The organism is Streptomyces sp. S063, assembly GCF_002832675.1.
GTDB classification, from domain to species: Bacteria; Actinomycetota; Actinomycetes; order Streptomycetales; family Streptomycetaceae; genus Streptomyces; species Streptomyces sindenensis.
Genome location: NZ_CP021707.1, coordinates 6,366,378 through 6,390,516 on the forward strand (window position 1 = coordinate 6,366,378; position 24,139 = coordinate 6,390,516).

The 24,139-nt window shown below is 72.5% G+C and carries 24 protein-coding genes and 1 pseudogene; 14 read left to right on the forward strand and 11 right to left on the reverse strand.

All coding sequences use genetic code 11. From position 1 onward, the window contains the following. Window positions 1-29: 29 nt before the first annotated feature. From CCZ36_RS28925 to zapE, 3 genes are all read right to left on the reverse strand, one after another. The gene (locus CCZ36_RS28925) at window positions 30-1,403 is read right to left on the reverse strand and encodes an alkaline phosphatase PhoX (protein ID WP_128818901.1); all 1,374 of its coding nucleotides are present in this window, start codon (window positions 1,401-1,403) and stop codon (window positions 30-32) included. Window positions 1,404-1,587: 184 nt separating this feature from the next. Continuing rightward, window positions 1,588-2,013, reverse strand: a complete 426-nt coding sequence (locus CCZ36_RS28930; RefSeq protein WP_128818902.1) for an OsmC family protein — start codon at window positions 2,011-2,013, stop codon at window positions 1,588-1,590. Window positions 2,014-2,116: 103 nt separating this feature from the next. Then, a complete protein-coding gene (gene zapE / locus CCZ36_RS28935) occupies window positions 2,117-3,211 on the reverse strand; it encodes a cell division protein ZapE (protein WP_128818903.1) in 1,095 nt (364 codons plus the stop codon). A 37-nt stretch (window positions 3,212-3,248) separates the two neighbouring features. Here zapE and CCZ36_RS28940 point away from each other — a divergent pair. The 4 genes and pseudogenes from CCZ36_RS28940 (at window position 3,249) to msrB (ending at window position 6,536) form a co-directional block, all read left to right on the forward strand. Beyond that, window positions 3,249-4,036, forward strand: a pseudogene (locus CCZ36_RS28940) (pyrimidine reductase family protein). Between the two features lie 162 nt (window positions 4,037-4,198). Beyond that, window positions 4,199-4,651: an indole-3-glycerol phosphate synthase gene (locus tag CCZ36_RS28945; protein ID WP_176734533.1), complete on the forward strand. Its 453-nt coding sequence runs from the start codon at window positions 4,199-4,201 to the stop codon at window positions 4,649-4,651. Between the two features lie 72 nt (window positions 4,652-4,723). Next, window positions 4,724-6,118, forward strand: coding sequence for a UDP-N-acetylmuramate--L-alanine ligase (gene murC / locus CCZ36_RS28950; RefSeq protein WP_069741444.1), 1,395 nt, complete (start codon window positions 4,724-4,726; stop codon window positions 6,116-6,118). Window positions 6,119-6,128: 10 nt separating this feature from the next. Beyond that, window positions 6,129-6,536: a peptide-methionine (R)-S-oxide reductase MsrB gene (gene msrB, locus CCZ36_RS28955; RefSeq protein ID WP_069739928.1), complete on the forward strand. Its 408-nt coding sequence runs from the start codon at window positions 6,129-6,131 to the stop codon at window positions 6,534-6,536. Between the two features lie 108 nt (window positions 6,537-6,644). Here the strand turns inward: msrB and CCZ36_RS34935 are convergent, their stop codons facing one another. The 3 genes from CCZ36_RS34935 to CCZ36_RS28965 form a co-directional block, all read right to left on the reverse strand. Continuing rightward, a complete protein-coding gene (locus CCZ36_RS34935; RefSeq protein WP_164873563.1) occupies window positions 6,645-6,791 on the reverse strand; it encodes a hypothetical protein in 147 nt (48 codons plus the stop codon). 148 nt (window positions 6,792-6,939) lie between these two features. Continuing rightward, a complete protein-coding gene (locus CCZ36_RS28960) occupies window positions 6,940-7,581 on the reverse strand; it encodes a glyoxalase (protein ID WP_199888061.1) in 642 nt (213 codons plus the stop codon). A gap of 70 nt (window positions 7,582-7,651) precedes the next feature. After that, window positions 7,652-8,116: a hypothetical protein gene (locus tag CCZ36_RS28965; protein ID WP_069741446.1), complete on the reverse strand. Its 465-nt coding sequence runs from the start codon at window positions 8,114-8,116 to the stop codon at window positions 7,652-7,654. A 39-nt stretch (window positions 8,117-8,155) separates the two neighbouring features. Here CCZ36_RS28965 and CCZ36_RS28970 point away from each other — a divergent pair, with 39 nt between their 5' ends. Further along, a complete protein-coding gene (locus tag CCZ36_RS28970) occupies window positions 8,156-8,380 on the forward strand; it encodes a hypothetical protein (RefSeq protein WP_128818905.1) in 225 nt (74 codons plus the stop codon). Between the two features lie 73 nt (window positions 8,381-8,453). Here CCZ36_RS28970 and CCZ36_RS36070 read toward each other — a convergent pair whose 3' ends face one another. The 3 genes from CCZ36_RS36070 to CCZ36_RS28985 form a co-directional block, all read right to left on the reverse strand. Beyond that, on the reverse strand, window positions 8,454-8,621 hold the full coding sequence (locus tag CCZ36_RS36070) for a hypothetical protein (protein ID WP_234427842.1): 168 nt from the start codon (window positions 8,619-8,621) through the stop codon (window positions 8,454-8,456). A gap of 209 nt (window positions 8,622-8,830) precedes the next feature. Beyond that, on the reverse strand, window positions 8,831-9,076 hold the full coding sequence (locus CCZ36_RS28980) for a DUF397 domain-containing protein (RefSeq protein ID WP_069739924.1): 246 nt from the start codon (window positions 9,074-9,076) through the stop codon (window positions 8,831-8,833). Next, the gene (locus CCZ36_RS28985; protein WP_128818906.1) at window positions 9,073-9,951 is read right to left on the reverse strand and encodes a helix-turn-helix domain-containing protein; all 879 of its coding nucleotides are present in this window, start codon (window positions 9,949-9,951) and stop codon (window positions 9,073-9,075) included. The genes CCZ36_RS28980 and CCZ36_RS28985 overlap by 4 nt, the downstream gene beginning before the upstream one ends. Window positions 9,952-10,104: 153 nt before the next feature. Between CCZ36_RS28985 and CCZ36_RS28990 the strand changes: the two genes are divergently transcribed. The 4 genes from CCZ36_RS28990 (at window position 10,105) to CCZ36_RS29005 (ending at window position 13,090) form a co-directional block, all read left to right on the forward strand. After that, a complete protein-coding gene (locus CCZ36_RS28990) occupies window positions 10,105-10,566 on the forward strand; it encodes an ATP-binding protein (RefSeq protein ID WP_164873564.1) in 462 nt (153 codons plus the stop codon). A gap of 352 nt (window positions 10,567-10,918) precedes the next feature. After that, complete coding sequence (locus CCZ36_RS28995; protein ID WP_069739923.1) at window positions 10,919-11,122, forward strand: cold-shock protein; 204 nt, start codon at window positions 10,919-10,921, stop codon at window positions 11,120-11,122. A gap of 131 nt (window positions 11,123-11,253) precedes the next feature. Then, entirely contained in the window at window positions 11,254-12,699 is a 1,446-nt protein-coding gene (locus CCZ36_RS29000; protein WP_128818907.1) for a DEAD/DEAH box helicase, read from the forward strand. A gap of 49 nt (window positions 12,700-12,748) precedes the next feature. Continuing rightward, a complete protein-coding gene (locus CCZ36_RS29005) occupies window positions 12,749-13,090 on the forward strand; it encodes an SCO5918 family protein (RefSeq protein WP_069739921.1) in 342 nt (113 codons plus the stop codon). A 98-nt stretch (window positions 13,091-13,188) separates the two neighbouring features. On the opposite strand, the gene CCZ36_RS29010 is transcribed toward CCZ36_RS29005, so the two are convergent. Together CCZ36_RS29010 and CCZ36_RS29015 are read right to left on the reverse strand one after the other, a co-directional pair. After that, entirely contained in the window at window positions 13,189-13,548 is a 360-nt protein-coding gene (locus CCZ36_RS29010) for a hypothetical protein (RefSeq protein WP_030083736.1), read from the reverse strand. 35 nt (window positions 13,549-13,583) lie between these two features. Continuing rightward, window positions 13,584-16,100: a GTPase-associated protein 1-related protein gene (locus CCZ36_RS29015; RefSeq protein WP_128818908.1), complete on the reverse strand. Its 2,517-nt coding sequence runs from the start codon at window positions 16,098-16,100 to the stop codon at window positions 13,584-13,586. A 330-nt stretch (window positions 16,101-16,430) separates the two neighbouring features. On the opposite strand from CCZ36_RS29015, the gene CCZ36_RS29020 reads away from it, so the two are divergent. From CCZ36_RS29020 to CCZ36_RS29040, 5 genes are all read left to right on the forward strand, one after another. Continuing rightward, complete coding sequence (locus CCZ36_RS29020) at window positions 16,431-17,258, forward strand: hypothetical protein (RefSeq protein WP_128818909.1); 828 nt, start codon at window positions 16,431-16,433, stop codon at window positions 17,256-17,258. A gap of 8 nt (window positions 17,259-17,266) precedes the next feature. Further along, window positions 17,267-19,450: a bifunctional serine/threonine-protein kinase/ABC transporter substrate-binding protein gene (locus tag CCZ36_RS29025; RefSeq protein WP_128818910.1), complete on the forward strand. Its 2,184-nt coding sequence runs from the start codon at window positions 17,267-17,269 to the stop codon at window positions 19,448-19,450. 1 nt (window position 19,451) lies between these two features. Further along, on the forward strand, window positions 19,452-21,530 hold the full coding sequence (locus tag CCZ36_RS29030; RefSeq protein ID WP_128818911.1) for a bifunctional serine/threonine-protein kinase/ABC transporter substrate-binding protein: 2,079 nt from the start codon (window positions 19,452-19,454) through the stop codon (window positions 21,528-21,530). A gap of 294 nt (window positions 21,531-21,824) precedes the next feature. Continuing rightward, window positions 21,825-22,853 (forward strand): L-threonine 3-dehydrogenase, encoded by a 1,029-nt coding sequence (gene tdh, locus CCZ36_RS29035; protein ID WP_069739916.1) that lies wholly within the window; start codon window positions 21,825-21,827, stop codon window positions 22,851-22,853. Between the two features lie 49 nt (window positions 22,854-22,902). Further along, window positions 22,903-24,108 carry a glycine C-acetyltransferase gene (locus CCZ36_RS29040; protein ID WP_128818912.1) on the forward strand — a complete coding sequence of 402 codons (1,206 nt, stop codon included), beginning with the start codon at window positions 22,903-22,905 and terminating at the stop codon, window positions 24,106-24,108. The last annotated feature ends 31 nt before the right edge of the window (window positions 24,109-24,139 follow it).

Sequence of the window (24,139 nt, forward strand, 5' to 3'; positions counted from 1 at the left end):
CGGTGGCGGGAGCCAGGGAGGTGGCTACCTCAGCACCACGGCCCCGTCACCGCGAACGTCGTCCCCGGCGTGTAGCAGTTCACGTACATAGTCGAGTTGTCCGGCGAGAACGTGACCCCCGCGAACTCGCCCCACTCCGGCTCCTCGGGCGTCCCGATGTTCTGGCGGCCGCGCGCCATCGGGTACACCTCGCCGCGCCGGGTCACCCCGAGCACGTGCTGCGCGCCGCCGCCGTCCTCGCAGACCATCAGCCCGCCGTCGGCCGCCAGGCAGATGTTGTCGGGGGACTCGCCGGGCAGCTGGATGTCGGTGTCCGGGCCGAAGATCACCACCAGGGTCAGCCGGCGCTTCTTCGGCTCGTAGCGCCAGACCTGGCCGTAGTGGTCGGCCGCGGAGCCCTCGTCGCGGCGGGCGAAGCTGGAGACGAAGTAGACCGACGAGCCGCCCCAGTAGCAGCCCTCCAGCTTCTGCGCGTGCGTGATGCCCTTCGGGCCGAAGTCCTGGAAGCGGATCGCGGTCTCGGCGGCCAGCGGATCCGGTACGGGGACCCACTCGATCCGGTCGAAGCTCGTGCCGGTCTCCTGGACGGCGGAGAGGTCGGGCACGCCCGGCACCCGCATCGCCTCCAGCGCCCCGCCCGCCCGCAGTGAACCGGTGCCGCCGAGCGGCTTCTCGGGGAGGAAGCGGTAGAAGAGCCCGAACGGCTTGTCGAAAGCGTCCTCCGTCTCGTACACGATCCCGGACTTCGGGTCGACGGCGATCGCCTCGTGCTGGAAGCGGCCCATCGCGGTCAGTGGGACGGCTCCGGTGCGGCGCGGATCGGCGCCGTCCACCTCGAAGATGAAGCCGTGGTCCTTGGTGTACCCGTTGGTCCCGGCCTTGTCCTCGTTCTCCTCGCAGGTCAGCCAGGTACGCCAGGGGGTGGGCCCGCCAGCGCAGTTGACCGCCGTACCCGCGATGGCGACCCGCTCGCCGAGCACCTTGTTGCGGCCGTCCAGCTCCAGCGACGTACAGCCGCCCTTGGCCGCCGGGTCGTACGTCAGCCCCGGAATCGTCGGCACGCCGATCCTGGCGGTGTGCCGGTTCTCGTGATTGCGCACGAGGTGGATCCGGCCGTTGCGGCCCCGCAGGGCCGCCATACCGTCGTGGTTGCCCGGCACCGGGCCCTCGCCGGAACGCAGCGGCTCGCCCTCCCGGGAGAGCACCCGGTAGCGGAACCCCTTCGGCAGGTCGAGCAGACCGTCCGGGTCGGGGACGAGAGGGCCGTAACCGTGGTGGCCGCGCGCGGCTGCGGTGCCCGCGAAGAGTTCGGAGAAGGCCCCCGTGAAGGCGATCGCGGCGGCCGCGCCGCTGCCGGCCAGGACCTGACGTCGCGTTGCGGTGGTGCGGGGTGCGGTTGACATGAGGTGACTCCCTGTTGGCGGACAGGTGAAGTGACCCGCACGTGTGTAGCACGCACAAAGGCACGGGGGAACCATGCGTGCCCCCGCGCCTCCGTGTTGCTGCTGGGACGGCCCACAACGGAAGGGCCGTCCGAGGCCGGTCGGGCCGACGAGACCGGTGGGTCGCGTCGGCGATGACGGCCGGTCAGGCCAGCTTGGCCGACAGCGTGATCGTCGTGCCCGTCAGCGCCTGGCTGACCGGGCAGTTCGCCTTGGCGTCCTCGGCCGCCTTCACGAAGGTCGCCTCGTCGAGACCGGGGACCGTGCCCTCGACCGTGAGGTGGATCCCGGTGATGCCGGTGCCGGGCTGGAAGGTGACGTCCGCCTTCGTCTCCAGCTTGGTGGGCGGGGTGCCCGCCCCGGCCAGCCCGTGCGAGAGCGCCATCGAGAAGCAGCTGGAGTGCGCGGCGGCGATCAGCTCCTCCGGGCTGGTCTTGCCGTTCGCCGCCTCCGAGCGGGACGGCCAGGAGACGTCGTACTCACCGATGCCGGAGGAGTCGAAGGTGACGACCCCCTTGCCCTCGATCAGGTTGCCTTCCCAGACCGTGTGCGCCTGACGCGTGGTAGCCATGCTGGATCCCTTCGAACGGTGTGCGCGGTTGTACGGGACAACGGGATATACGGGCACGCACACGCCGTTGTGCGCCGCGCCCTATCGCGTTACGCCCCCGAACCTACTGCGCCACCAGACCCTTCGCGTCACGCGCCAGCGCCGTCAGCCGGGAGATCGCCCGGAAGTACTTCTTCCGGTACCCGCCGTTCAGCATCTCGTCGCTGAACAGCTTGTCGAACGGCAGCCCGGAGGCGAGCACCGGAACCTCCCGGTCGTACAGCCGGTCGGCCAGCACCACCAGGCGCAACGCGGTCGACTGGTCGGGCACCGGCGTCACCCCGGTCAGGCAGACCGCGCCCAGTTCGTCGGTGAGCGCGCCGTACCGGCTCGGGTGCACCTTCGCCAGGTGGTCCAGCAGCCCCGGGAAGTCGTCCAGCGACGCGCCCGGCGTGGCGTACGCCGCCCGGGTCACCTGCTCGTCGCTGTACGGCGGCGGGGCCTCGGGCAGCCCGCGGTGCCGGTAGTCCTCGCCGTCGATGCGCAGCGGGCGGAAGTGCGCGGACAGGCCCTGGATCTCACGCAGGAAGTCGGCCGCGGCGAACCGGCCCTCGCCCAGCTTGCCCGGCAGCGTGTTCGAGGTCGCGGCCAGCGCCACCCCCGACTCCACGAGCCGGCTGAGCAGCGAGGACACCAGCACGGTGTCGCCCGGGTCGTCCAGCTCGAATTCGTCGATGCACAGGAGCCGGTGACCGCTGAGCGTCCGCACGGTCTGCTGGAAGCCCAGCGCGCCCACCAGGTTTGTCAGCTCCACGAACGTCCCGAACGCCTTCAGTGACGGCTCGGCGGGCGTGGCGTGCCAGAGGGAGGCCAGCAGGTGGGTCTTGCCGACGCCGTAGCCGCCGTCGAGATACACCCCGCGCGGCCCGGTCGGCGCGGCCGGCTTCCTGCTCCCGAACCACTTGCGGCGGCCGGAACCCGTCGCGTGCGCCCCGCCGAGCCCGGCGGCGAACCCCGCCAGGACCGTGACCGCCTCGCTCTGGCTGGGCTGGTTCGGGTCGGGCACGTACGTGTCGAAGCGCACCGAATCGAAGCGCGGCGGCGGCACCATCTCGGCGACCAGACGGTCGGCGGGGACGTGCGGCTCGCGGGCGCACAGGGACAGCGGGGCCGTTTCGGCAAGGGGGCTCTGCCCCGGAAACGCGGTGGATGACGACACAACTCTCCACCCTAAGGCCCGTGCCAGACTGCAACCCATGCGAAGCCTGTTCCCTGTGACGGACCTGACAACGACGGCCGCCGCCGCCCCCGACCGCGAGTGGAGCCTCGACGAGCTGGCGGAGACGTACGCCTACCCCGCCGGCCTCCCCGACGGCAGCTCCTGGCTGCGCGCCAACATGGTCTCCACCCTCGACGGGGCCGCCCAGCACGACGGCCGTTCGCAGCCCATCTCCTGCGCCGCCGACATGCGGATCTTCGGCACCCTGCGGGGCCTGGCCGACGTGGTGATCGCCGGGGCCGAGACCGTACGGCAGGAGGGGTACCGTCCGGCCCGCGCCCGGGAGGCGTTCGCCGAGCGCCGGGCCGCCGCCGGGCAGGGCCCCGCGCCCGCCGTCGCGGTGGTGACCGGCTCCCTGGACCTGGACTTCTCGCTGCCGCTCTTCACCGAGCCCCTCGTCCCGACCCTCGTGGTGACCGGCGCCGGGGCCGCCGCCGACCGGATCGAGGCGGCCCGGAGGGCGGGCGCCGAGGTGGTGATCGCGGGCGACGGGGCCCGGGTGGACCCGGCCCGGGCGGTGCGCGAGCTGGCCGCCCGGGGGCTGCGCCGCCAGCTCACCGAGGGCGGACCCCGGCTGCTCGGCCAGTTCGTGGCGGCCGGTGTGCTGGACGAGCTCTGCCTGACGCTCTCCCCGATGCTCACTGCGGGTGACGCTCAGCGCATCGCAGGGGGCCCGGGGTCGCCGTGCCGGAACGTTTTTTCCTGGCATCGCTGCTGGAAGAGGCCGGTTTCCTCTTCTCTCGGTACCGTCGGACTGACAGTTAGCGGAATTTGCCGTTCCGCTTAGCTTCGGCTGGGCACACTTACCCCTGCGACCCCGTGGAAGCACGGGGAAGGATGGTTTCAGCAAACGACCGTCGACGGTCGAGCCGACGGTCGACGAGACGAAGAACCGGAAGGGCGCCTGTCGTGTTCACAAGCGTTTTGATGATCGAGAAGCCGCTTACTGCCGAGGACGTGGACTTCGTCACCACGCTCCACGGCGAGGAGCGGATCTCGTTCGTCGTTCTGTTGCAGCCGCGCGGTGACCAGGCCGATGTTCTGCTGCGCGCGATCGACGACGTGGCGATGGGGGAGCTGAAGGAAGCGGTGCGCGAGGGCGAGGAGCCGGAGGGCAGCGAGGCCCGTGAACCCGCCGAGATCGGCCTGGAGTACTCCCTACGGGCTCTGCGCCAGGCGGGCGCCGAAGCCGTCGGACAGGTGGTCGAGGACCACCCCCTGGACAAGCTGAAGACCGTCGTCGACGAGGCGGGCGCCGACGAGGTCATCGTCCTGACGGCCCCGCACTACGTGGAGGAGTTCTTCCACCGCGACTGGGCCTCCCGGGCCCGGCACAAGGTGGGCGTCCCGGTGCTCAAGCTCTTCGCGCACAGCGAATAGGCTGAAGCCGCGCGGTCCGGGTTGGCCCTCGGCCGCCTCATCGGAACCCGAACCACGACCGCAGGAGTACAGATGGCACCCGGCATTCCCGCCGCCATGGAACGACCGCACTTCATCGGCATCGGCGGCGCCGGAATGTCGGGCATCGCGAAGATCCTCGCCCAGCGCGGAGCGAAGGTGGCGGGCAGCGACGCCAAGGAGTCCGCCACCGCAGAGTCCCTGCGAGCGCTGGGGGCGACCGTGCACATCGGGCACGCGGCCGGCCACCTGGCCGACGACGCGTCCTGCGTGGTCGTCTCCAGCGCCATCCGCGCCGACAACCCGGAGCTGCTCCGGGCGAACGAGCTGGCCGTCCCCGTCGTCCACCGCTCGGACGCCCTGGCCTCCCTGATGAACGGACTGCGGGCCATCGCGGTGGCCGGCACCCACGGCAAGACGACCACGACCTCCATGCTGGCCGTCGCCCTCTCCTCGCTGGGCCTGGCCCCCTCGTACGCCATCGGCGGCGACCTGGAGGGCCCGGGCACCAACGCCACGCACGGCGAAGGGGACATCTTCGTCGCGGAGGCGGACGAGAGCGACCGCAGCTTCCAGAAGTACGACCCCGAGGTCGCGATCGTCCTCAACGTCGAGCTGGACCACCACGCGAACTACGCCTCGATGGACGAGATCTACGACTCCTTCGAGACCTTCGTCGGCAAGGTCGTCCCCGGCGGCACCCTGGTCATCTCCGCCGACCAGCCCGGGGCGGTCGAGCTGACCCGCCGGGTCCGCGACCTCTCCGACCTCAAGGTCGTCACCTACGGCTCCGCCGAGGACGCCGACGTACGCGTCCACAAGGTCACTCCGCGCGGCCTGACCAGCGAGGTCACGGTCCTGCTCAACGGGAAGTTCCTCACCTTCACGGTCTCGGTCCCCGGCGCGCACTACGCCCACAACGCGGTCGCCGCGCTCGCCGCCGGGGTCGCCCTCGGCATCCCGGCGCACAACCTGGCCTCCGCCCTCGGCAGCTACACCGGGGTCAAGCGCCGCCTCCAGCTCAAGGGCGAGGCGGCCGGCGTGCAGGTCATCGACTCGTACGCGCACCACCCGACCGAGATGACCGCCGACCTGGAGGCCATGCGCGGCGCGGCCGCCGACTCCCGCATCCTGGTCGTCTTCCAGCCGCACCTGTTCTCCCGCACGCAGGAGCTGGGCACCGAGATGGGCCAGGCCCTCGCGCTGGCCGACGCCTCCGTGGTCCTGGACATCTACCCGGCCCGCGAGGACCCGATCCCCGGCATCACCAGCGCCCTGATCATCGACGCGGCGAAGGCGGCCGGCGCCGAGGTCACCGCCGTCCACGACCAGGCCGACGTACCCGCCGCGATCGCGGGAATGGCGAAGCCCGGCGATCTCGTTCTCACCATGGGAGCGGGCGACGTCACCGACCTCGGCCCGCGCATCCTGGACCACCTGTCGAGCTGAGGAGCGAGCCGTGCCGTACGACGTCGAGAAGCCGGACGAGCAGTGGCGGGAAGAGCTGACCCCCGCCGAGTACGCGGTGCTGCGCCAGGCCGGCACCGAGCCCGCCTTCCGGGGTGAGTACACCGACACCAGGACGGCGGGCGTCTACTCCTGCCGGGCCTGCGGTGCGGAGCTGTTCCGCTCCGACACCAAGTTCGAGTCGCACTGCGGCTGGCCGTCCTTCTACGACCCGAAGGACACCGAAGCGGTCGAGCTGATCGAGGACCGCAGCCACGGTATGGTCCGCACCGAGGTGCGCTGCGCCCGCTGCGGCTCGCACCTGGGCCACGTCTTCGAGGGCGAGGGCTACCCCACCCCGACGGACCAGCGTTACTGCATCAACTCGATCTCGCTGACCCTGGCCCCGGACGAGAGCTGAGCCGGACGCCGACGGAACGCGAAGATGCCCGCGCGGGGAGACCCGTGCGGGCATCTTCGCGTATGCCTTCCGGCACCGCTCCGGCCGTCCGCCGCCGGAGCGGCGACGTCACCGGCGTCCGCGCAGCCGTCCCAGCAGGCTGCGAGCCTGGGCGCGCTTGCGGGGGTCGGCCGCGGCACGCCGTGCGGACGCGATGGTCCGGCGGCCCTGGGGACTGCGGGTGAACCGGGTGATGCGGGCGATCAGGCGGGACATGATTCCTCCTTGCGGGGTCTGCCTCTCGCCTACCCCGCAAACGCCCGTCCGCACGCTCCCCGGTGCCTTCACCGACGGGCACCGTCAATCCTGGCCGTCACTCCCGTCCTGGGTCCTCGGTTGCCCTCCGACCGCGGCAGCGGGCGGATCAGGACTGTGCGGCCTCCCAGACGAAGCCGTCCGGGTCGGTGAAGGAGCCGCCGGTGGAGCCGATGACGATGCGATGCGAGCCGGTGCCGTCGGCGGGGACACCGAGGTCCTTGGCCAGTGCCCGGTGCTTGTACAGCGCCAGCTTGACGGGGCCGGCCTCACCGGTGGCGAACTCGGCGTACTTCCCGCCGAAGCTCTTGGCCACGGTCAGGCCCCGTCCCACGTAGAACTGCTTGGTGGCCTTCACATCCTCGACCCCGAGCAGCAGGACGACCTCGTCGATGTCGCGGGTGGCGGGCCCGGTGTCCTTCTTCGCCGAGGTCGCGATCTTCCAGATCGTCCCGTCCGGGGCCTGGACGACGCCGCCGTACCCCCACAGCGACTTCGTGGCGGGCTTCAACACCGTGGCGCCGGCACCGACGGCGGCGTCGACGAAACCGTCCACGGTGGCCGGGCCGGAGACCGTGAGGGCCAGGGTGAAGCCGCGAAAGCCGGTAGAGGCCGCTTCGGACGCCCGCAGGGTGATGTATCCGTCCACGCCGAAGGCGCGGTAGAAGGGGCGGGCGTTCTCGGGGTCGGCCACCTCCAGGGTGACGGAGGCGAGGGCCGTGGGGGCCGCGGAGGACGTGGTGGTTTCCATGTCCTTCACGCTAGGGGGCCGGGACCGGCCGGCGCTTCTCGAATCCTGACCGGTCTCGCCACCCCCGCTGTCACTCCGGGGCGTTGCCGCTCCCGGTCCGCAGCAGCGGGTGAATGACCCCCGGGAAGACGGTCGCCTGCACGACCTCCTCGGCCGACCCGCCCTTGACGACGGTCTCGGCGACGCCCCAGGGCCGTCCGGCCAGGTGGACGGTGAGGGTGTACGAGGAGGAGCAGCCGGTGCACTCGTAGCGGTCGGCCCAGGTCTCGACCTCGGTGGCGGAGCCCGGGTAGCGCTTCACATGGCGGTGGCGGGCGTGGCAGTGGTCGCAGGTCTCGCCCGGCTCGCAGGTTCCGCCGCAGGGGCAGGGCACGTCGAAGGAGTCGGCGGGCGTCCAGCGCTGCACGAGGACGGCGTCGCGGGTGGCGGACGTGTCCTTCATGGCCTTGAGGTTGCGGGCGGCGACGTTGTACGACTCGCCGGTGGCGGCCATCCGGTCGCGGATGACGTCCTTGCGTCCACGGTTGGTCGTCATGTGGTTCCTCCTGGGTTCACGCAGCCCGCCAGGAGGCCCATGAGTGACATCGATGCCTCCTTACGGTACCTGTGCCGCCCGACCCGGCGCACGGACCCGCCACCAGGGTGCCGCCAGGGCAAGCGACTGGGCGGCCAGGACCGGGGCAAGGCCCTGCCGGCGATCGTGACCGGCTGGCTGCTGATCCTCTTCGCGCTGGTGCTGGTCCTCGCGTACGGGGGACCGGTGGCGGGACTCGGGGTCCTCGGCGACTCCGCGAGCTGAGCGTCCGGGCGTCGTGTCCTCGGCGAAGACGGACAGGACCCGGGCTGGATCACAGGGCGTATGACGGGCACGATCACTGCGCCGGAGCCCGCCGACCGGCCTGTCCGTCGGCCTCCCCCGTCCGGATCGGTTCGGCCGTGGACCGGCGCAGAATCTCGACCGTGCCCGTCAGCCGGCGGGTGACCGCCGCGCGCTCCACGTCGTCCATGCCGTCCACCAGGCCGTTCATCGCCTCGGCCATCGGCGCGAAGAGCCGGGCCGGGTCCGGCGGAGCGTCGACGTCACGCTCAACGCGTACCCGCGCCCGTCCGAACCGTCCTTGCGGCGGTCCACATGCCCGAGCGCGGCCGGCCGGTGGACGATTTTGGTGATGGCCGCGTTGGGCAGCCCCGTACGGTCCACGAGCTGCCCGGGCGGGGCAGAGCGGCTGACGAAAACTCAGGACGCGCGTCAGCCCTGGGCGGCGTACGCGAGGAAATGCGTCCAGGCGGCCGGGGCGAGGGCGAGCTGCGGGCTCTCCTCGATCTTGGAGTCGCGTACGTGGACGGTGGAGGCGCAGGCGGCGACCTCCACGCAGGAGTCGCCGTCGCCGCCGCTGTAGGTCGACTTGTGCCACTCCAGCGCGACCTCCACGCAGGAGTCGCCGGATCCGCCGCTGTAGCTGCTCTTGAACCAGGCCAGGTCTGTGGTGCTCATCTCGCTCCTCGCATCCGCCGCATCAGGCTCTTGGAGTCGTCCAACGAGAGAGCCTGTGAACGCATATTGGCACACCGCATCTGGAGTGCGCTGATCACTGCGGGGTCGGAGACGAACTGGCCGTACTTCTGTCCTTCCAGGTATCCGAACCACTGGTGGTCCGGCGTCTCCAGCAACTGCATCGGCCCATCCAGGCCCGCGTGGTGATGCCGTACCAACGGCATGATCTGGATGTTGACGTTGCGCAGCCCGGCCAGATCAAGGATGTGGTCCAGCAGCTCCCTGGTGACCTCCTCGCCGCCCAAGTCGCGCAGGAACAGATGCTCTTCGAGGATGAAACTGAAGGAGGTGTTCGGCCGCTCGCGCAGCAGTTGCTGACGTTCCAGCCGAGCCGCGAGCTGTGCCTCGATCTGCTCGTCGCCGAGCGGTGGCAACTGGTCCGTGAACAGCGTCCGCGCGTACGCGGGCGTCTGCAACAGCCCCGGAATCAACCGGCACTCGTACGTGTACAGGCTCAGCGCCGTCAGCTCCAGCTGCGCCCACTGCCGGAACCAACTCGCCAGCCCCTTGCGCCGCGTCAGATGCTTCGCCGCCGCCAGAATCACGCCGAACGCGTCGAGCACACTGTCCGCCCGTTCCGCGAAGTCCGGCGGCGGGAGGCGGCGGCCCTGCTCGATGGAGGCGACGGTCTCGGGTGAGTACCCGACGAGCGGGGCGAACTGCTCCTGCGTCAGCCTCGCCCGCTTGCGGAAGGTCTTGACCACCTCTCCGAACATCTTGAGGATGTACTGCGGTTCGGGTTCGCCACCGCGACCGCCGCCGTTGCCGAAGGTCCCGTACGTCGTGCTGTCGATGCCGTCCGTGCCGTGCGTCATGTACGGCCACCTCCCCGTGCGCCTGTCCTGGTCCGAGACCCGTCCATGCTCACGGAACGTGACCCGTACCGTCCACCCTTCGCGCCCGTACGCTGACTGAGCGTACGGGTCGCTGACCTGGTGGACCGGGTCCCGGGCCCGGAATCTGGGGGCATGGAAGCATCTACGAAGGCCCAACCACCCGTAACCGTACGTGTGTTCAATCATCAATACCGCGCGGATCCCCATGGCGCCCGGCTCGCCCGCCGCGTCGGCCTCCACAAGCTGCACACCTGGGGCATCCCGTACCTCAGTGACGCATCGGAGTCGGCGGCCCTGATCATCGGTGAGCTGGCGGCCAACGCGGCGACCCATGGCCGGGTGCCCGGCCGCAACTTCGAACTGCGGCTGTCGTACCTGCCGGGCGATCCGGCCGTGCCCGGCCTTCTGCGGATCGAGGTGTCCGACACGCGGGGCGAGCGGCGTCCGCCCGGCCCCGGTGAGATCACCGTGCCGGACGGCGGCTCCGACAGCGGGCGCGGGCTGCTGATCGTGGAGGCCCTGGCGGACCGCTGGGCGGTCTTCGACCGCAACCCGGGCAAGACGGTCCGGGCGGAGCTGGACCTGCTGTGCTGACGGTCTCTCCCGCGCTACCCGCGATACCCGCGACACCGGAGTGCGGCCGGTAGGTCGACGCGTACCGCGTGACCATATCTGTGGCCGCCGTAGGAAGTTTCGGTTCGCCGGGCGGAGAGGATTTCTCTTCGCGTGGGAAGCGGAGTTATTCTCGGTGTCCGGATCATTGTGGCGTGCTACTGTTATTTCCAGTTGCAGTCTTGCTGTTCCCAGACTCCGAGTGCCGCCGCCGATCTCCGGCTGGTGCGGGCGCTTCTGTTTTCCGGTCATTGTTCACCGGGTGGGGCATCACCGCGGCGACCCGGCATCCGTACCTCACGGTCCCGGCGTACAGCCCCAAGGGAGAAGCGGCATGGCATCCGGCACTGTGAAGTGGTTCAACGCGGCCAAAGGCTTCGGCTTCATCGAGCAGGACGGTGGCGGGGACGATGTGTTCGCCCACTTCTCCAACATAGCCGCCGACGGATTCCGTGAGCTGTTCGAAGGTCAGCCGGTCACTTTCGACATCCTGCCGTGCCAAAAGGGCCTGACGGCCGAGAACATCGTTCCCGGCTGATCGCGCACTCTTTCTCCTGCACCTCTGTACGTCGGAATTTCTCGCATTTTCTGGCCCGTTCCTGTGATTCCCCGCGCTGTTTTTCCGCTGCGGAAATTCCTTGATACGTGCCGTATAAAGGAAGGTCTCCTGTGAACTCCACCCGTACGAACGACCGCACCTCCCGCACCCGCAGCCGTACCGGCGGGCCGAGCCGTCCCCGTCCGGCCGGGCACGGTCGGCGGCCCGTCGCGGTCCAGGGCGAGTTCGCCCCGCCGAGGACGACCACTCCCGCGCTGCCCGCCGTCGAGACGTTCGCCGATCTCTCCCTGGCCGCACCGCTGTTGGCCGAGCTCACCGCGCAGGGCGTGAGCGTCCCGTTCCCGATCCAGGGCGCGACCCTGCCGAACACCCTCGCGGGCCGTGACGTCCTCGGACGGGGGCGCACCGGCTCCGGCAAGACCCTCGCCTTCGGCCTGGCCCTGCTGGCTCGTACCGTCGGCCGGCGCGCCGAGCCCCGTCAACCGCTGGCTCTGGTCCTCGTACCGACGCGTGAACTGGCCCAGCAGGTCACCGACGCGCTCGCCCCGTACGCCCGCTCGGTGAGGCTGCGCATGGCCACGGTGGTGGGCGGCATGTCCATCGGCCGGCAGGCCAACGCGCTGCGTGGCGGCGTGGAAGTCGTCGTCGCCACCCCGGGGCGGCTCAAGGACCTCATCGAGCGCGGCGACTGCGCCCTGGACCAGGTCGCGATCACCGTGCTGGACGAGGCCGACCAGATGGCCGACATGGGCTTCATGCCGCAGGTCACCGCGCTGCTGGACCAGGTCCGCCCCGAGGGCCAGCGCATGCTGTTCTCCGCGACACTCGACCGTAACGTCGACCTCCTGGTCCGCCGCTACCTCACCGACCCGGTCGTCCACTCCGTCGACCCGTCCGCGGGGGCCGTCACGACGATGGAGCACCACGTCCTGCACGTCCACGGCGGCGACAAGCACCGGGCGACGACGGAGATCGCGGCGCGGGAGGGCCGGGTGATCATGTTCCTGGACACCAAGCACGCGGTGGACAAGCTCACCGATCACCTGCTGCACAGCGGGGTCCGGGCCGCCGCCCTGCACGGCGGCAAGTCCCAGCCGCAACGCACGCGCACCCTCGCGCAGTTCAAGACCGGGCATGTCACCGTCCTCGTCGCCACGAACGTCGCGGCACGCGGCATCCACGTCGACCACCTCGACCTCGTCGTCAACGTCGACCCGCCGGCGGACCACAAGGACTACCTCCATCGCGGCGGGCGTACCGCACGCGCCGGGGAGTCCGGCAGCGTCGTCACCCTGGTCACACCCGGCCAGCGTCGCGACATGGCCCGCCTCATGACCACCGCCGGGATCGTGCCCCTGACGACACAGGTCCGCTCCGGCGAGGAGGCGCTCCGTCGGATCACCGGATCCCAGGCCCCGTCCGGCATCCCCGTGACGATCACCGCGCCGGTGGCCGAGCGGCGTCGGCGCACCGCGGCCCCCCGCGGACGGCGAGGCGCCGGCTCCGCCACCCGGCGTGCGACGGAGCGTCAGCCGTCCTTCGGCGCGGCAGCCTAGCCTCCGCGACTGCTTCGTTTCTCCTTCGCCCTTCTCCCTGTGAGGCAACATGCGCTGTGTCATCGCCCGCTTCCCCTTCGACCTCACCAAGAGCGGTGTCCTGGAGTCGATGAAGGGCATCAAGCCCGAGCCGGTCAGCGGTGAGTCCGTGATCATCGGCCGCCGCACCTACCCGGTCAAGCAGGTCGGACAGGTCATCACCCGCCAGGACCGGCGCGACTTCAGCGCGGGGGAGGTCCTCCGGGCGATGAGCCGGCTCGGCTTCACCTGCCCAGGCTTCGCCGAAACCGCAGTGACCGCCATGTCCGGGCGCGCACTCGTCACGCCTCGGCGTGTACCCAGCCCGTTCGAGCAGGCCTCCGCACTGCTCGGCAGCCCCGCGACCGCCTGACGGGCGGGCGCGGGGCCGGTTCGAGCGGCGGCGCCGGGGCTGGTTCCGGCCGGCGAGGGGCCGTGGGCTGTGGGGTGGGGCTGTCGGGACGGGGCGGGTCAGTGGTCCGAGTAGCTGAAGTCGCCCATGGTCCAGGCGCTGACGTCCTCGATGGCCACCCGGTACATCCCACCGGTCTCCGGGATTCCCACCGAACCCTGGAGGATCCGCGCCACATGGAAATGCAGATGCGTGGGCGGCCCCTCCTTGCGCGCGGTGGAGGTGAAGACGGCGGCGAACTCGCTCAGCCGGTCCGAGTCCGCCAGGACCTCGGAGACCCGCTGCCTCCAGACGGACTCGGGGGCCAGGCGGCCGGTGATGACGGCACCCCCGGCGACGACGGTCAGGGACATCTGGTTGCTGTGCCCGGACTCCACCAGGGCTGCGACAGCGGAGAGCAACTCGTCAGGCTTCGACATGAAAGAACATTCTAGTCGGCGGCTCCCGCCCCCTCTCACCCCCGCCGCACCCGCCCCGCGATCCGGCGGCCGAGGCGGCCGAGGGTGCTGACCCGGTTCCAGGCGCGGAAGGCGTCGGCCCGGCCGCTGCTGCCCGTGCGGCCCACCGTCGCCTCGACCTCCGCGACGTCCTCGGCCGCCATCGCGCGGACGGCGGGGCGCAGGACCTCCTCCAGGAGGGCGGCGGCCACCGGGGGCCAGGCGCGGCCCGCGTGCGGGTGGGCGGTCCAGACGGAGAAGCAGTCCGCCGCGTAGGCAGGCTGGGTGCGCAGCCGGGTCCGTACGGCTTCCGTTCGGGCGGTGCGGTCGTACGCGGCGATCAGGTCGGGGTCGTCGCCGTGGACGAAGTCGTACAGCTCGGCACCCGGGCGGTCCGGGGCCAGCAGGCGTTCCACCAGGGCCGTGTACGCCCGCTCCCGGAGCGCCGGTTCGACCGGCTCCGCCTGGGCGCACAGCGTGCGGACCCGCTCCGCCCAGCCGGGGTCCGGTGCGCCCGTGCGCAGTTCGCGGACCAGGTCCAGCAGGAGGAGACCGGCCCGTTCGCGGCCGCCGATCTCGGTCGGGTAGCCGCGCAGCAGGTCATGGGCGAGGCCGGCCGCCTCGTCGGTGCCGGCGGCGGACGCGCTGAGCGCCGCGTCGACCAGGCGGGCCCACGTACCGGCCGCGCGGTGCGAGTCGGAGGTGGCCGCCTCCAGCAGCAGGCGGGCCTCCTCCACCGTCGGGGCGCGGTCCTCCCAGACCAGGCCCACCGCCGTGCGCAGCACCAGCGGCTCGGCGAAGGGGGAGAGACCCGCCGCCCGCAGCACCCGGTGCCACACCGCCGCCCGGTCACCGCCCAGCGTCGCCATCGCGCCCGGCACCTCGGCGCACATCCGCAGATGCGGCAGTGCCTGCGTACCCGTGAACGGCAGCGTGACCCGTCCCAGGAACCGGGCCACCGCCCCGGGGTCCTGCGGCGCGATCCGGTCCAGTGCGCCGAGCAGCGCCGTCCGCACCTCGAACTGCTCGTCCAGCAGTTCCAGCAGGGCCGGTGCGAAGTCCAAAAGACCCTCGGCTCCCGCCCCCGACTCCTCCTCTGCCGCCGCCTCCGCCAGCACCGCCGGTGCCAGTCGGTCCACGATCCCCGGCAGCGAATCCGTGCCGTCCACGCCCAGCAGTCGTGCCACCCGCAGCAGTTGTACGGTTCGCCCGACCGATCGGGGCCCGGCCTTGTCGCCGAGCTCGGTCAGGATCTCCGGGGCGAGCCGCTCCGCGACCGCCGCGCCCTCCGGCCCCGTGAACGCGTCCCGGCGCGGCAGTTCCAGTGAGCCGTTGCCGCCCCGTACCGCCTCGGTGACCAGCATCGCCGCGAGCGGCGCGGTGACCGAGGCCGGGCTGCGGCCCTCCAGTGCGCCGAACAGCCGCCCGGCGGCGTCGAATTCGGGTCCGGTACGGTCGTCGATGCCGGGAGAGGCGAGGGCCTCGATCAACTGACCGGTGCGCTTCGCGTCCAGGGCGTACGGGCGGTCCGCCGCCCAACCGGCCGCCGCCGTACGTCCGTCCGGGCCGAGCGCGATCCCCGCGCAGAGCGCCGTCACCGCCAACGGGCCTGCCGCGAACGGCTCGCCGGGAAGCTCGCGCGCCTCCCCGAACAGCTCCGGGGAGCGGCTCCGCCAGATCCGGGCCGCCGTCGTCGCCCACACATCGTCCGTGCCGCCGCCCGACGGGGGCTGGTCCGCGCACGCGTGCACCCGCAGTCCCGCCGCCCGCGCCGCCGCCGCGTCCTCGGGCAGCACGCCCACCACCCGCGCCGCCGAACTCCCCGGCCGGCGCGTGTACGTGGTGAACGTCAGCCGCTCCGCGCTCTCCCTCGGCAGGGTCACGGACGCGAGCCCCAGCCACCGGGCCACGTCCGCGCACTGCCGCTCCACCAGCACCACGGGCCGCCCGCCGGGCTCCGTCGGCCCGCTCGCCCGGCGCAGATCCGCCAGTACGGCCGCGAGCCAGGGGCCGCGCGAGACGGCGAAGTCGTCCAGGCCCTCCGAGACGGCCGTCGGGCCCGGCGGCAGCGTCAGCGGGTCCGGTATCGCCCCGGCGGGCGTCGTCGACACCCAGAGCGGCGAGCGCCACGCCTCGACCGGCAGCCGGTCGCCCGGCAGCGGCACCCCCGGCGGCAGATGCACCGCGTGCGCATGGAACCGGATGCCCTGCCTCGGCCCCGACCCCGGTCCTGACCCCCACGCGGCGTCGCTGCCGCTGCCGCCACCCGTGTCCCGTACCGGCGCCGACCGGGACACCAGACGGCTGCCGTCGGAGAGGACGGCGTACGTGAACGACTGCGGCAGTGAGCGCAGTTCACCGTCCGACGGGCGGTCCGCGACGCCCTCGGGAAGCTCGTAGCGCACCAAGGGCTCGATCTCCGCCAGCAGAGCACCCGACACCCCGGGCCCGACCGCCGTGAACCGGCCCGCCGCCCCTTCGGACCCCTCGGCCCCCGGCGCGGCGGAGGTGTAGTGCACCTGTGCAAGGCTCATCTGTCGGCCCTCTTCGTCCTGCCGCGCCCGGTCCCCGTGCCTGCCCCCGTACGGCTGGGTCGGGGGAGAAGTCCGCAGCCGCGGGGGCGACGCTATCAAGGACGGGGAGGTATTCCCTACGCTGTGTCAGGCCCCGGCCCGAGGTCGCCCGGACGCCGTCGTCGAGCACATCGCCGCCTTCCTCGCCGAGACTGCCTGACCACCTCGTCCGGGTGGCCCCGGGGCGGCGCCGTCCGGGTCCCAGCGCTGTAACAGTCCCCCAACAGCCCTGCCGGCCGCGCCGGTCGAATTTATGATCGACACGGCGTCGAGGAGGAACGGGGAATCTCTGTGACCTGTCATGTGCCTTTAAGAGGGGGCGAGTTCGCTCTGGCTCTGGCTCTGACGACCGTGCTGCTCGCCGGCTGTTCCGGCACGGCGGACGATCCGGGGAAAGCCGGAGAGCGGGACGCCTCGGCCGGCGCTAGCCCGGACCCCGGCGACGGCGGCACCGCTGCCGGGCCGTCGCCCGAGGACTCGCTCGTGCCCGACCCCGCCCGGCTCCCCCGCACCGGGGCCGAGGCGCGCGACCTCATCGACCGCGTCATCGCCGGGCCCGACAGCTTCGGCGCCGGGGTGGTGAAGCGGAGCCCGTACGAGAGCGACCCGGCCACCTGGCCCGTGCTCGGCGAGGACTGCGTCTGGCAGCAGCAGAAGCCCGCCCGCAGCGTCCTGGCCACTCTCACACGGTCGTTCGAGGCGCCGGCCGAGGCGGGCAAGGGGCCGGTGCGCCTCGCCGCGGTCGTCACCGTGCACCGCACCCGTGAGGACGCCGCCTGGGAGATGGCGGAGTCGATCGAGGAGACCATGCGCTGCCCCACCCAGCGACTGCGCAAAGGCGAGACGATCGGATCCATGGTCGCGGCGGCGCTCCTCGGCGGCGAGAGCGCCCAGGGCAGCTCCGAGGACTTCCTCAGCGAGGTGGGGAAATACCAGAGCTCCGAATTGGGCGGGCCGCACCACTACTCCTGGCAGCAGGCGCAGACCCTCCAGTTCACCGTCGCCGTGACCGGCAAGGGAGCCGAGGGCCGCACCGAGGACGAGATCGACAGGTTCGTCAACGAGGCGCAGGGAGTCATGCTGTCCCGGCTCGAGAGCGCCGTCGAGAAGCAGAGTTGAGGCCGGGCATGGACGATCTGCGACCCACTGATCCCGCCCGCGTCGGCGGTCACCGGCTCCTGGGCCGCCTCGGAGCGGGCGGCATGGGCGTCGTCTACCTCGGGCGGACCGACGCCGGTGCGCTCGCCGTCGTCAAGGTGATCCTGCCCGAACTCGCGGAGGACGAGGATTTCCGGACCCGCTTCCGCCGCGAGGCCGAGGCCGCCCGCCGGGTCGACAGCCCCTGGGCCGTGCGTGTGACCGATGCTGACACCGAGTCCGAACGCCCCTGGCTCGCCACGGAGTTCGTTCCCGGACCGACCCTTTCCGACGTCGTCGCGCGGCGCGGACCGCTGCCCGTGCGCAGTGTCGCGGTCCTGGGCCGGCTGCTCTCCCGCGCCCTGGCCGCCGTGCACGACGCCGGGCTCGTCCACCGCGACGTCAAACCGGGCAATGTGCTGCTGACGGCCGACGGCCCCCGGCTGATCGACTTCGGGATCGCTCGCGCGGCCGACGCCACCGCCCTGACCGCCACCGGACTCGTCGTCGGCACCCCCGGCTTCCTGCCGCCCGAGCAGGCGTCCGGTGACACCGCGGGCTCGGCCGGGGACGTCTTCTCACTCGGCTGCCTCCTCGCGTACGCGGCCACCGGCCGGCCGCCGTTCGGCAGCGGAGCGGTCGACGCCCTGCTCTACCGAACCCTCCACGACGAGCCCGACCTCGACGGCATCGAGGAGCCGTGGCTCCGGGCACTGCTGCAACGTTGCCTGGCCAAGGAACCCTCCGACCGCCCGGAAGCCGCCGCTCTCGACGGGCTGATCACCGAGGACGTGCCGGCCGGGGAGCGAGCGGACTGGCTGCCCGAGGACATCGTCCGGATCATCGCGGACCGGTCCGCCGCCCTGCTGGCCCTGCCCGGCATCGACGCCACCGTCGCCGAGGAGCCCGGCCCGCCGGAACCCGCCCCCGGCCGACGGCGCTTCCTGCTGCTCACGGCGGGCGGCGCGGTGGCCCTCGGCGCGGGTGCGTTCGCCGCCCTGCGGATCGGCGCCGACGGGGCCGACGGCGGCGGCTCCGACGGCGCACCGGGCGGACGCCGCTGGATCATCGGTGTACACGCCGACCTGACGGGGCCGCAGAGTGCCGCCGGGCGAGCCCAGGAACGTGGCGTCCGGCTTGCCGTGGACCGCTTCAACGCCCTCGACGGCCGGCCCTTCCGGCTCGCGGTGAAGGTCCTCGACGACGCGGGGGACCCCACCCGCTCCGCGCAGGTCGCGGAGCAGTTCGCCGGCGACCCGGAGGTCGCCGCGGTCATCGGTCCCACGAGTGACGTCACGGTCGCGGCGGCGCTGTCCACATACGACGAAGCGACCCTGCCGGTGCTGACGGTGTCCGCGCTCCAGATCACCTTTCCGCGCCGGGCCAACGCCTCCTTCTTCCAGGCCGGCCCCTCCTACGCGTCCCTCTCGATCCCCATCGTCAACCGCCTCCTGCTGCGCCCCGAGGTCGAGCGGCTGGGCATCCTGATCGACCGAGCCGGCGGGCAGGCCGCGTACCAGGCGGGCTACGCGACGAACCTGATGACGCCCAACCTCACCACCGGTACCACCCACCCCCGGGTGGTGCCCGCCGGGACGAGCGTCTTCGACCCGGTCGTCGCCGACCTGCTCTCCCACCGCAGCGACGCCGTCTTCTACGCCGGTGACGCGACCGGCGCCTCCCGGGTCGCCCGCATCCTGGCCGACCTCTCCTACACCGGACCGCGCATGGCCCAGCACACCGTCATGGGGCCGGATTTCTTGAAGCAGGCGGGGGCAGCGGCCGACGGCTGGGAGTTCATCGCCCCGTTCACCGACGCGAGCGCCCCGGCCGCCGCGATGTTCGCCACCGCCCACCACAAGCGCTTCGGCGCCGCCCCCGCCGCCTGGTCGGCCGAGGCGTACGACGTGGCGGGGCTCGTCGCCCGCGAGCTGGCCGCCCTGGCCGAGGGCGCGGCGAAGAGCGCGAAGCCGAGCGCCGGTCCCTCCGGGGCGGCCCGCCCCACCCGCCCCCAGCTCACCGCCGCGATAGCCGCCTCCCGGTACGAGGGGGTCTCGCGCACCTACGCGTTCGACGAGGAGCGGCAGCAGCTCGTCGGCCAGGACGCGCACCTGTACCGGGTGAAGGACGGACGCCTGGACTACCTCGGCCCGGCCCCGAAGCCCAAGAGCTGACGTGCGGCCCCTCACCTCCGAGGACCCCCGCACCGTCGGTCCGTACCGCACCCTCGTCCGGCTCGGCGCGGGCGGCATGGGGGTGGTCTACCTGGCGCGCTCGGCGGGCGGGACGCTCGTCGCCGTCAAGGTGATCCGCGCCGAGCACGCCGCCGACCCGGCGTTCCGGGCCCGCTTCCGGCGCGAGGCGGAGGCCGCCACCCGCATCACCGGCCCGTGGGTGGTTCCGGTGCTCGGCGCGGACACCGAGGCCCGCGAGCCGTGGCTGGCGACCGCGTTCGTCCCCGGGCCCTCGCTGGCCGCGGTGGTCGGCGCGAGGGGCGCGCTTCCCACGGCCACCGTCCGGGCGCTCGGCAGCCGGCTGGCCGCGGCTCTCGTCGCGGTCCACCGGGCCGGGCTCATCCACCGCGACGTCAAACCGGACAACGTGCTCCTCGCCCTCGACGGCCCCCGCCTCATCGACTTCGGGATCGCCCGCCACGAGGGCGCCACCGCGCTCACCGCCACCGGCGCGGTGATCGGCACGCCCGGCTACCTCGCCCCCGAACAGGCGTCGGCCGGGTCGGTGGGTCCGGCGTGCGACGTGTTCTCGCTCGGCTGCGTCCTGGTGTACGCGGCGACGGGCCGACGACCGTTCGGCGAGGGCGGAGCTGCCGGAGTGCTGTTCCGCACGGTCCACGAGGAGCCGGACCTGACGGGCGTGCCGCCCGAACTGTTGCCGCTGCTCGTCGGCTGCCTCAGCAAGGACCCGGCTGCCCGGCCGTCGGCGGGGCGGGTCGGCGACGAGCTGGAGGCGGCCGGGGGAGCGGACAGCGATCGGACGAGGAAGAGCCCGCCGGATCCGAGAGTGGCCTGGGCTCCCGGCGGGGCTGCGGGGACGGCCCGGGGCGGGGGCGGTGGAGCCTTCGGGACGGCTCCCGACGGAGCTGCCGAGACCGCCCCGGACAGGGCCCCGCCCGGGGAGCCGGACACCGCACCGCGTGCGGGGGACTGGTTCGCGCCGCCCGGCCTCGCCGCGCTGATCGCGGAACGTTCGGCGCAGGCCCTCGCGCTGCCGGACCCCGAGCCGCCGCCCGCCCCCCTCGCCCCGGGCGAGGACGCAGCGGCACCCGCGGCGGGCCTGACGCGGCGGCGGCTCCTGATCGCCGGCGCCGCCGGGGGTGTCGTGGTCACCGGCGGCTCCACCGCGGCATGGCTCGCCCGGCGACGGTCCGCCGGGGCCGCGTCGGGCTCCGGCACACCGCCCACGTACACGATCGGGCTCCACGCGACCTCAGCGGCCCCGGCCGCGCCGCCGGGCTGGCGCCCAGCGTGGCGTACAGGCTCCACGACCGCGTCCGAAACGGCCGCCCACCTCTGCGTGACCCGCCCGTACGACCGCATGCTCGCTCCGGGACTCATCAGCTACGTCGTCCACACCCGTCCCGCCGAGCGCGTGCTCCTCGTCCAGGACGACACCGGCCTCGGCGGAGAGCTGGCCGCCGGCTTCCGCGAGGCCATGCCCGCGGACGCCACCGTCATCACCCACGCACTGCCAGGGGGCGACACGGGCTCCGGTGCGGCCGCCCGGAAAGCCGTGACCAGCAGGGCGGACGCCGTGGTGCTCGCGAGCGGCGATGCGGCCCGGGCCGCCCGCCTCGCCACCGCACTGGCGGACGAGGGCTACTCCGGTACCCGGATCGCCGCCGGACCCGCCCTCGGGCCCGCCTTCCTCACCGGCGCGGGCGCCGCCGCCGACGGCTGGGTCTTCGCCGAGGCGTACGCCGACCCCGCGGCCCTCCCGTCGGCCAGGACGTTCACCGCCGACCACCGCAGGCGCTTCGGCGCGCCCCCGGCCATGTGGGCCGCCGAGGCGTACGACGCGGTCGGTCTGATCGCCCGCGCCGCCGGGGCCGCCGCGGCCCCGGGGTCGGTGCGCGGGGGCATGGCCCGGCTGATCCGCAGTACCGAGCACCGGGGGATCGTGCGTCCGCTCGCCTTCCGTCCGTCGATCCGCCAGGTGCGGTACGAGAACGGGATCTTCCTCTACCGGATCGAGCAGGGCCGCCCCCGCTTCCTCGGCCCGTTCGGCGAGCTGTAGCCGAGGAATCGAAGACCGGAGAGCGGCAGCGGTCGGTGAAGCCACGGCCAGGTGTGAAGATCTCCTGCGGCGGTGCTTAAGAAATCCTCGATGGACCCGGGGCCCCGCCGTACGGCAGCCTTTCCGGTGACGGCCGGGGACGGCGCGTGGAGCTTTTCGAGATGCTCCGTCCCGTCCCGCCGAACCCCCACCATGGGGAGTGACACCCAAGACCACCCCGGGCCGCAGGGTTCCTCCGACATGCCCCGCGGCCCGGGGTATTCACTCGCGTACCGACGTCAGGGAGCCACAGCCGTGAAGGCACTCGTCAAGCAGAAGGCCGAGCCCGGACTGTGGCTGATGGACGTGCCGGAACCGGAGTACGGCCCCACCGACGTCCTGATCAAGGTTCTGCGCACCGGTATCTGCGGCACCGACCTGCACATCCGCGCCTATGACGGCTGGGCCCAGCAGGCGGTCACCACCCCGCTGATCCTCGGCCACGAGTTCGTCGGCGAGGTCGCCGCGACCGGCTCCGACGTCGCCGACATCGCCACCGGCGACCTGGTCAGCGGTGAGGGCCACCTCGTCTGCGGCAAGTGCCGCAACTGTCTCGCCGGCCGCCGCCACCTCTGCCGCTCCACCGTCGGCCTCGGGGTCGGCCGGGACGGGGCGTTCGCGGAGTACGTGGTCCTGCCCGCCTCGAACGTGTGGGTGCACCGGGTCCCCGTCGACCTCGACATCGCGGCGATCTTCGACCCGTTCGGCAACGCCGTGCACACCGCGCTCTCCTTCCCGCTGGTCGGCGAGGACGTCCTGATCACCGGCGCCGGCCCGATCGGCATCATGGCCGCCGCCGTCGCCCAGCACGCCGGCGCCCGCAACGTCGTCATCACCGACGTCAGCGAGGCCCGCCTCGCCCTCGCCCGCAAGGTCGGCGTCAGCCTCGCGCTGAACGTCGCGGACCGCACCATCGCGGACGGGCAGCGCGAACTCGGCCTGCGCGAGGGCTTCGACATCGGCCTGGAGATGTCCGGCCGCCCCGAGGCGATGCGCGAGATGGTCGCGAACATGACGCACGGCGGCCGGATCGCCATGCTCGGCCTGCCCGCCGAGGAGTTCGCCGTCGACTGGGCGCGCGTCGTCACCTCGATGATCACCATCAAGGGCATCTACGGCCGCGAGATGTACGAGACCTGGTACGCCATGTCCGTCCTGCTGGAGGGCGGCCTCGACCTCAGCCCCGTGATCACCGGCCGGTACGGCTTCCGCGACTTCGAGGCGGCCTTCGACGACGCGGCGAGCGGCCTCGGCGGCAAGGTCATCCTCGACTGGACCGCCTGACCCTCCCCTCCCGTCCCTCGGCTCTTACCTGATCTCCTAAGGAATCCGCATGTTCGACTCCGTACGCGACGATCTGCGCACCACCCTCGACGAGATCCGCGCCGCCGGGCTCCACAAGCCCGAGCGCGTGATCGGCACCCCGCAGTCCGCGACCGTCGAGGTCACCTCCGGCGGCCGCCCGGGCGAGGTCCTCAACTTCTGCGCCAACAACTACCTCGGCCTCGCCGACCACCCCGACGTCGTCGCCGCCGCCCACGAGGCGCTGGACCGCTGGGGTTACGGGATGGCCTCGGTCCGCTTCATCTGCGGCACCCAGGAGGTCCACAAGGAGCTGGAGCAGCGGCTCTCGGCCTTCCTCGGCCAGGAGGACACGATCCTCTACTCCTCCTGCTTCGACGCCAACGGCGGTGTCTTCGAGACGCTGCTCGGCCCCGAGGACGCGGTCATCTCCGACGCCCTCAACCACGCCTCCATCATCGACGGCATCCGGCTCTCCAAGGCCAAGCGCCACCGTTACGCCAACCGCGACATGGCCGAGCTGGAGACGCAGCTCAAGGAGGCGTCCGGGGCCCGCCGCCGCCTCATCGTGACCGACGGCGTCTTCTCCATGGACGGTTACGTCGCCCCGCTCCAGGAGATCTGCGACCTGGCCGACCGCTACGACGCCATGGTCATGGTCGACGACTCGCACGCCGTCGGCTTCGTCGGCGCCGGCGGCCGCGGCACCCCCGAGCTGCACCGCGTGATGGACCGGGTCGACATCATCACCGGCACCCTCGGCAAGGCGCTCGGCGGAGCCTCCGGCGGCTACGTCGCGGCCCGCGCCGAGATCGTCGCCCTGCTGCGCCAGCGCTCGCGCCCCTACCTCTTCTCCAACACCCTCGCCCCGGTCATCGCCGCCGCCTCCCTCAAGGTCATCGACCTGCTGGAGTCCGCCGGGGACCTGCGCGAGCAGCTCGCCGCCAACACCGAGCTGTTCCGCACCCGGATGACCGCGGAGGGCTTCGACATCCTCCCCGGCGACCACGCCATCGCCCCCGTCATGATCGGCGACGCGGGCAAGGCGGGCCGGATGGCGGAACTGCTCCTGGAGCGCGGTGTGTACGTGATCGGCTTCTCGTACCCCGTCGTCCCGCAGGGCGCGGCCCGCATCCGCGTCCAGCTCTCGGCCGCCCACTCCACCGCCGACGTGAACCGCGCCGTGGACGCGTTCGTCGACGCCCGGGCCGCGCTGGAGGCGGAGGCCGCCGCCTGACCCGTCCGACCCGGTCGGTGGTTCCGCCGCC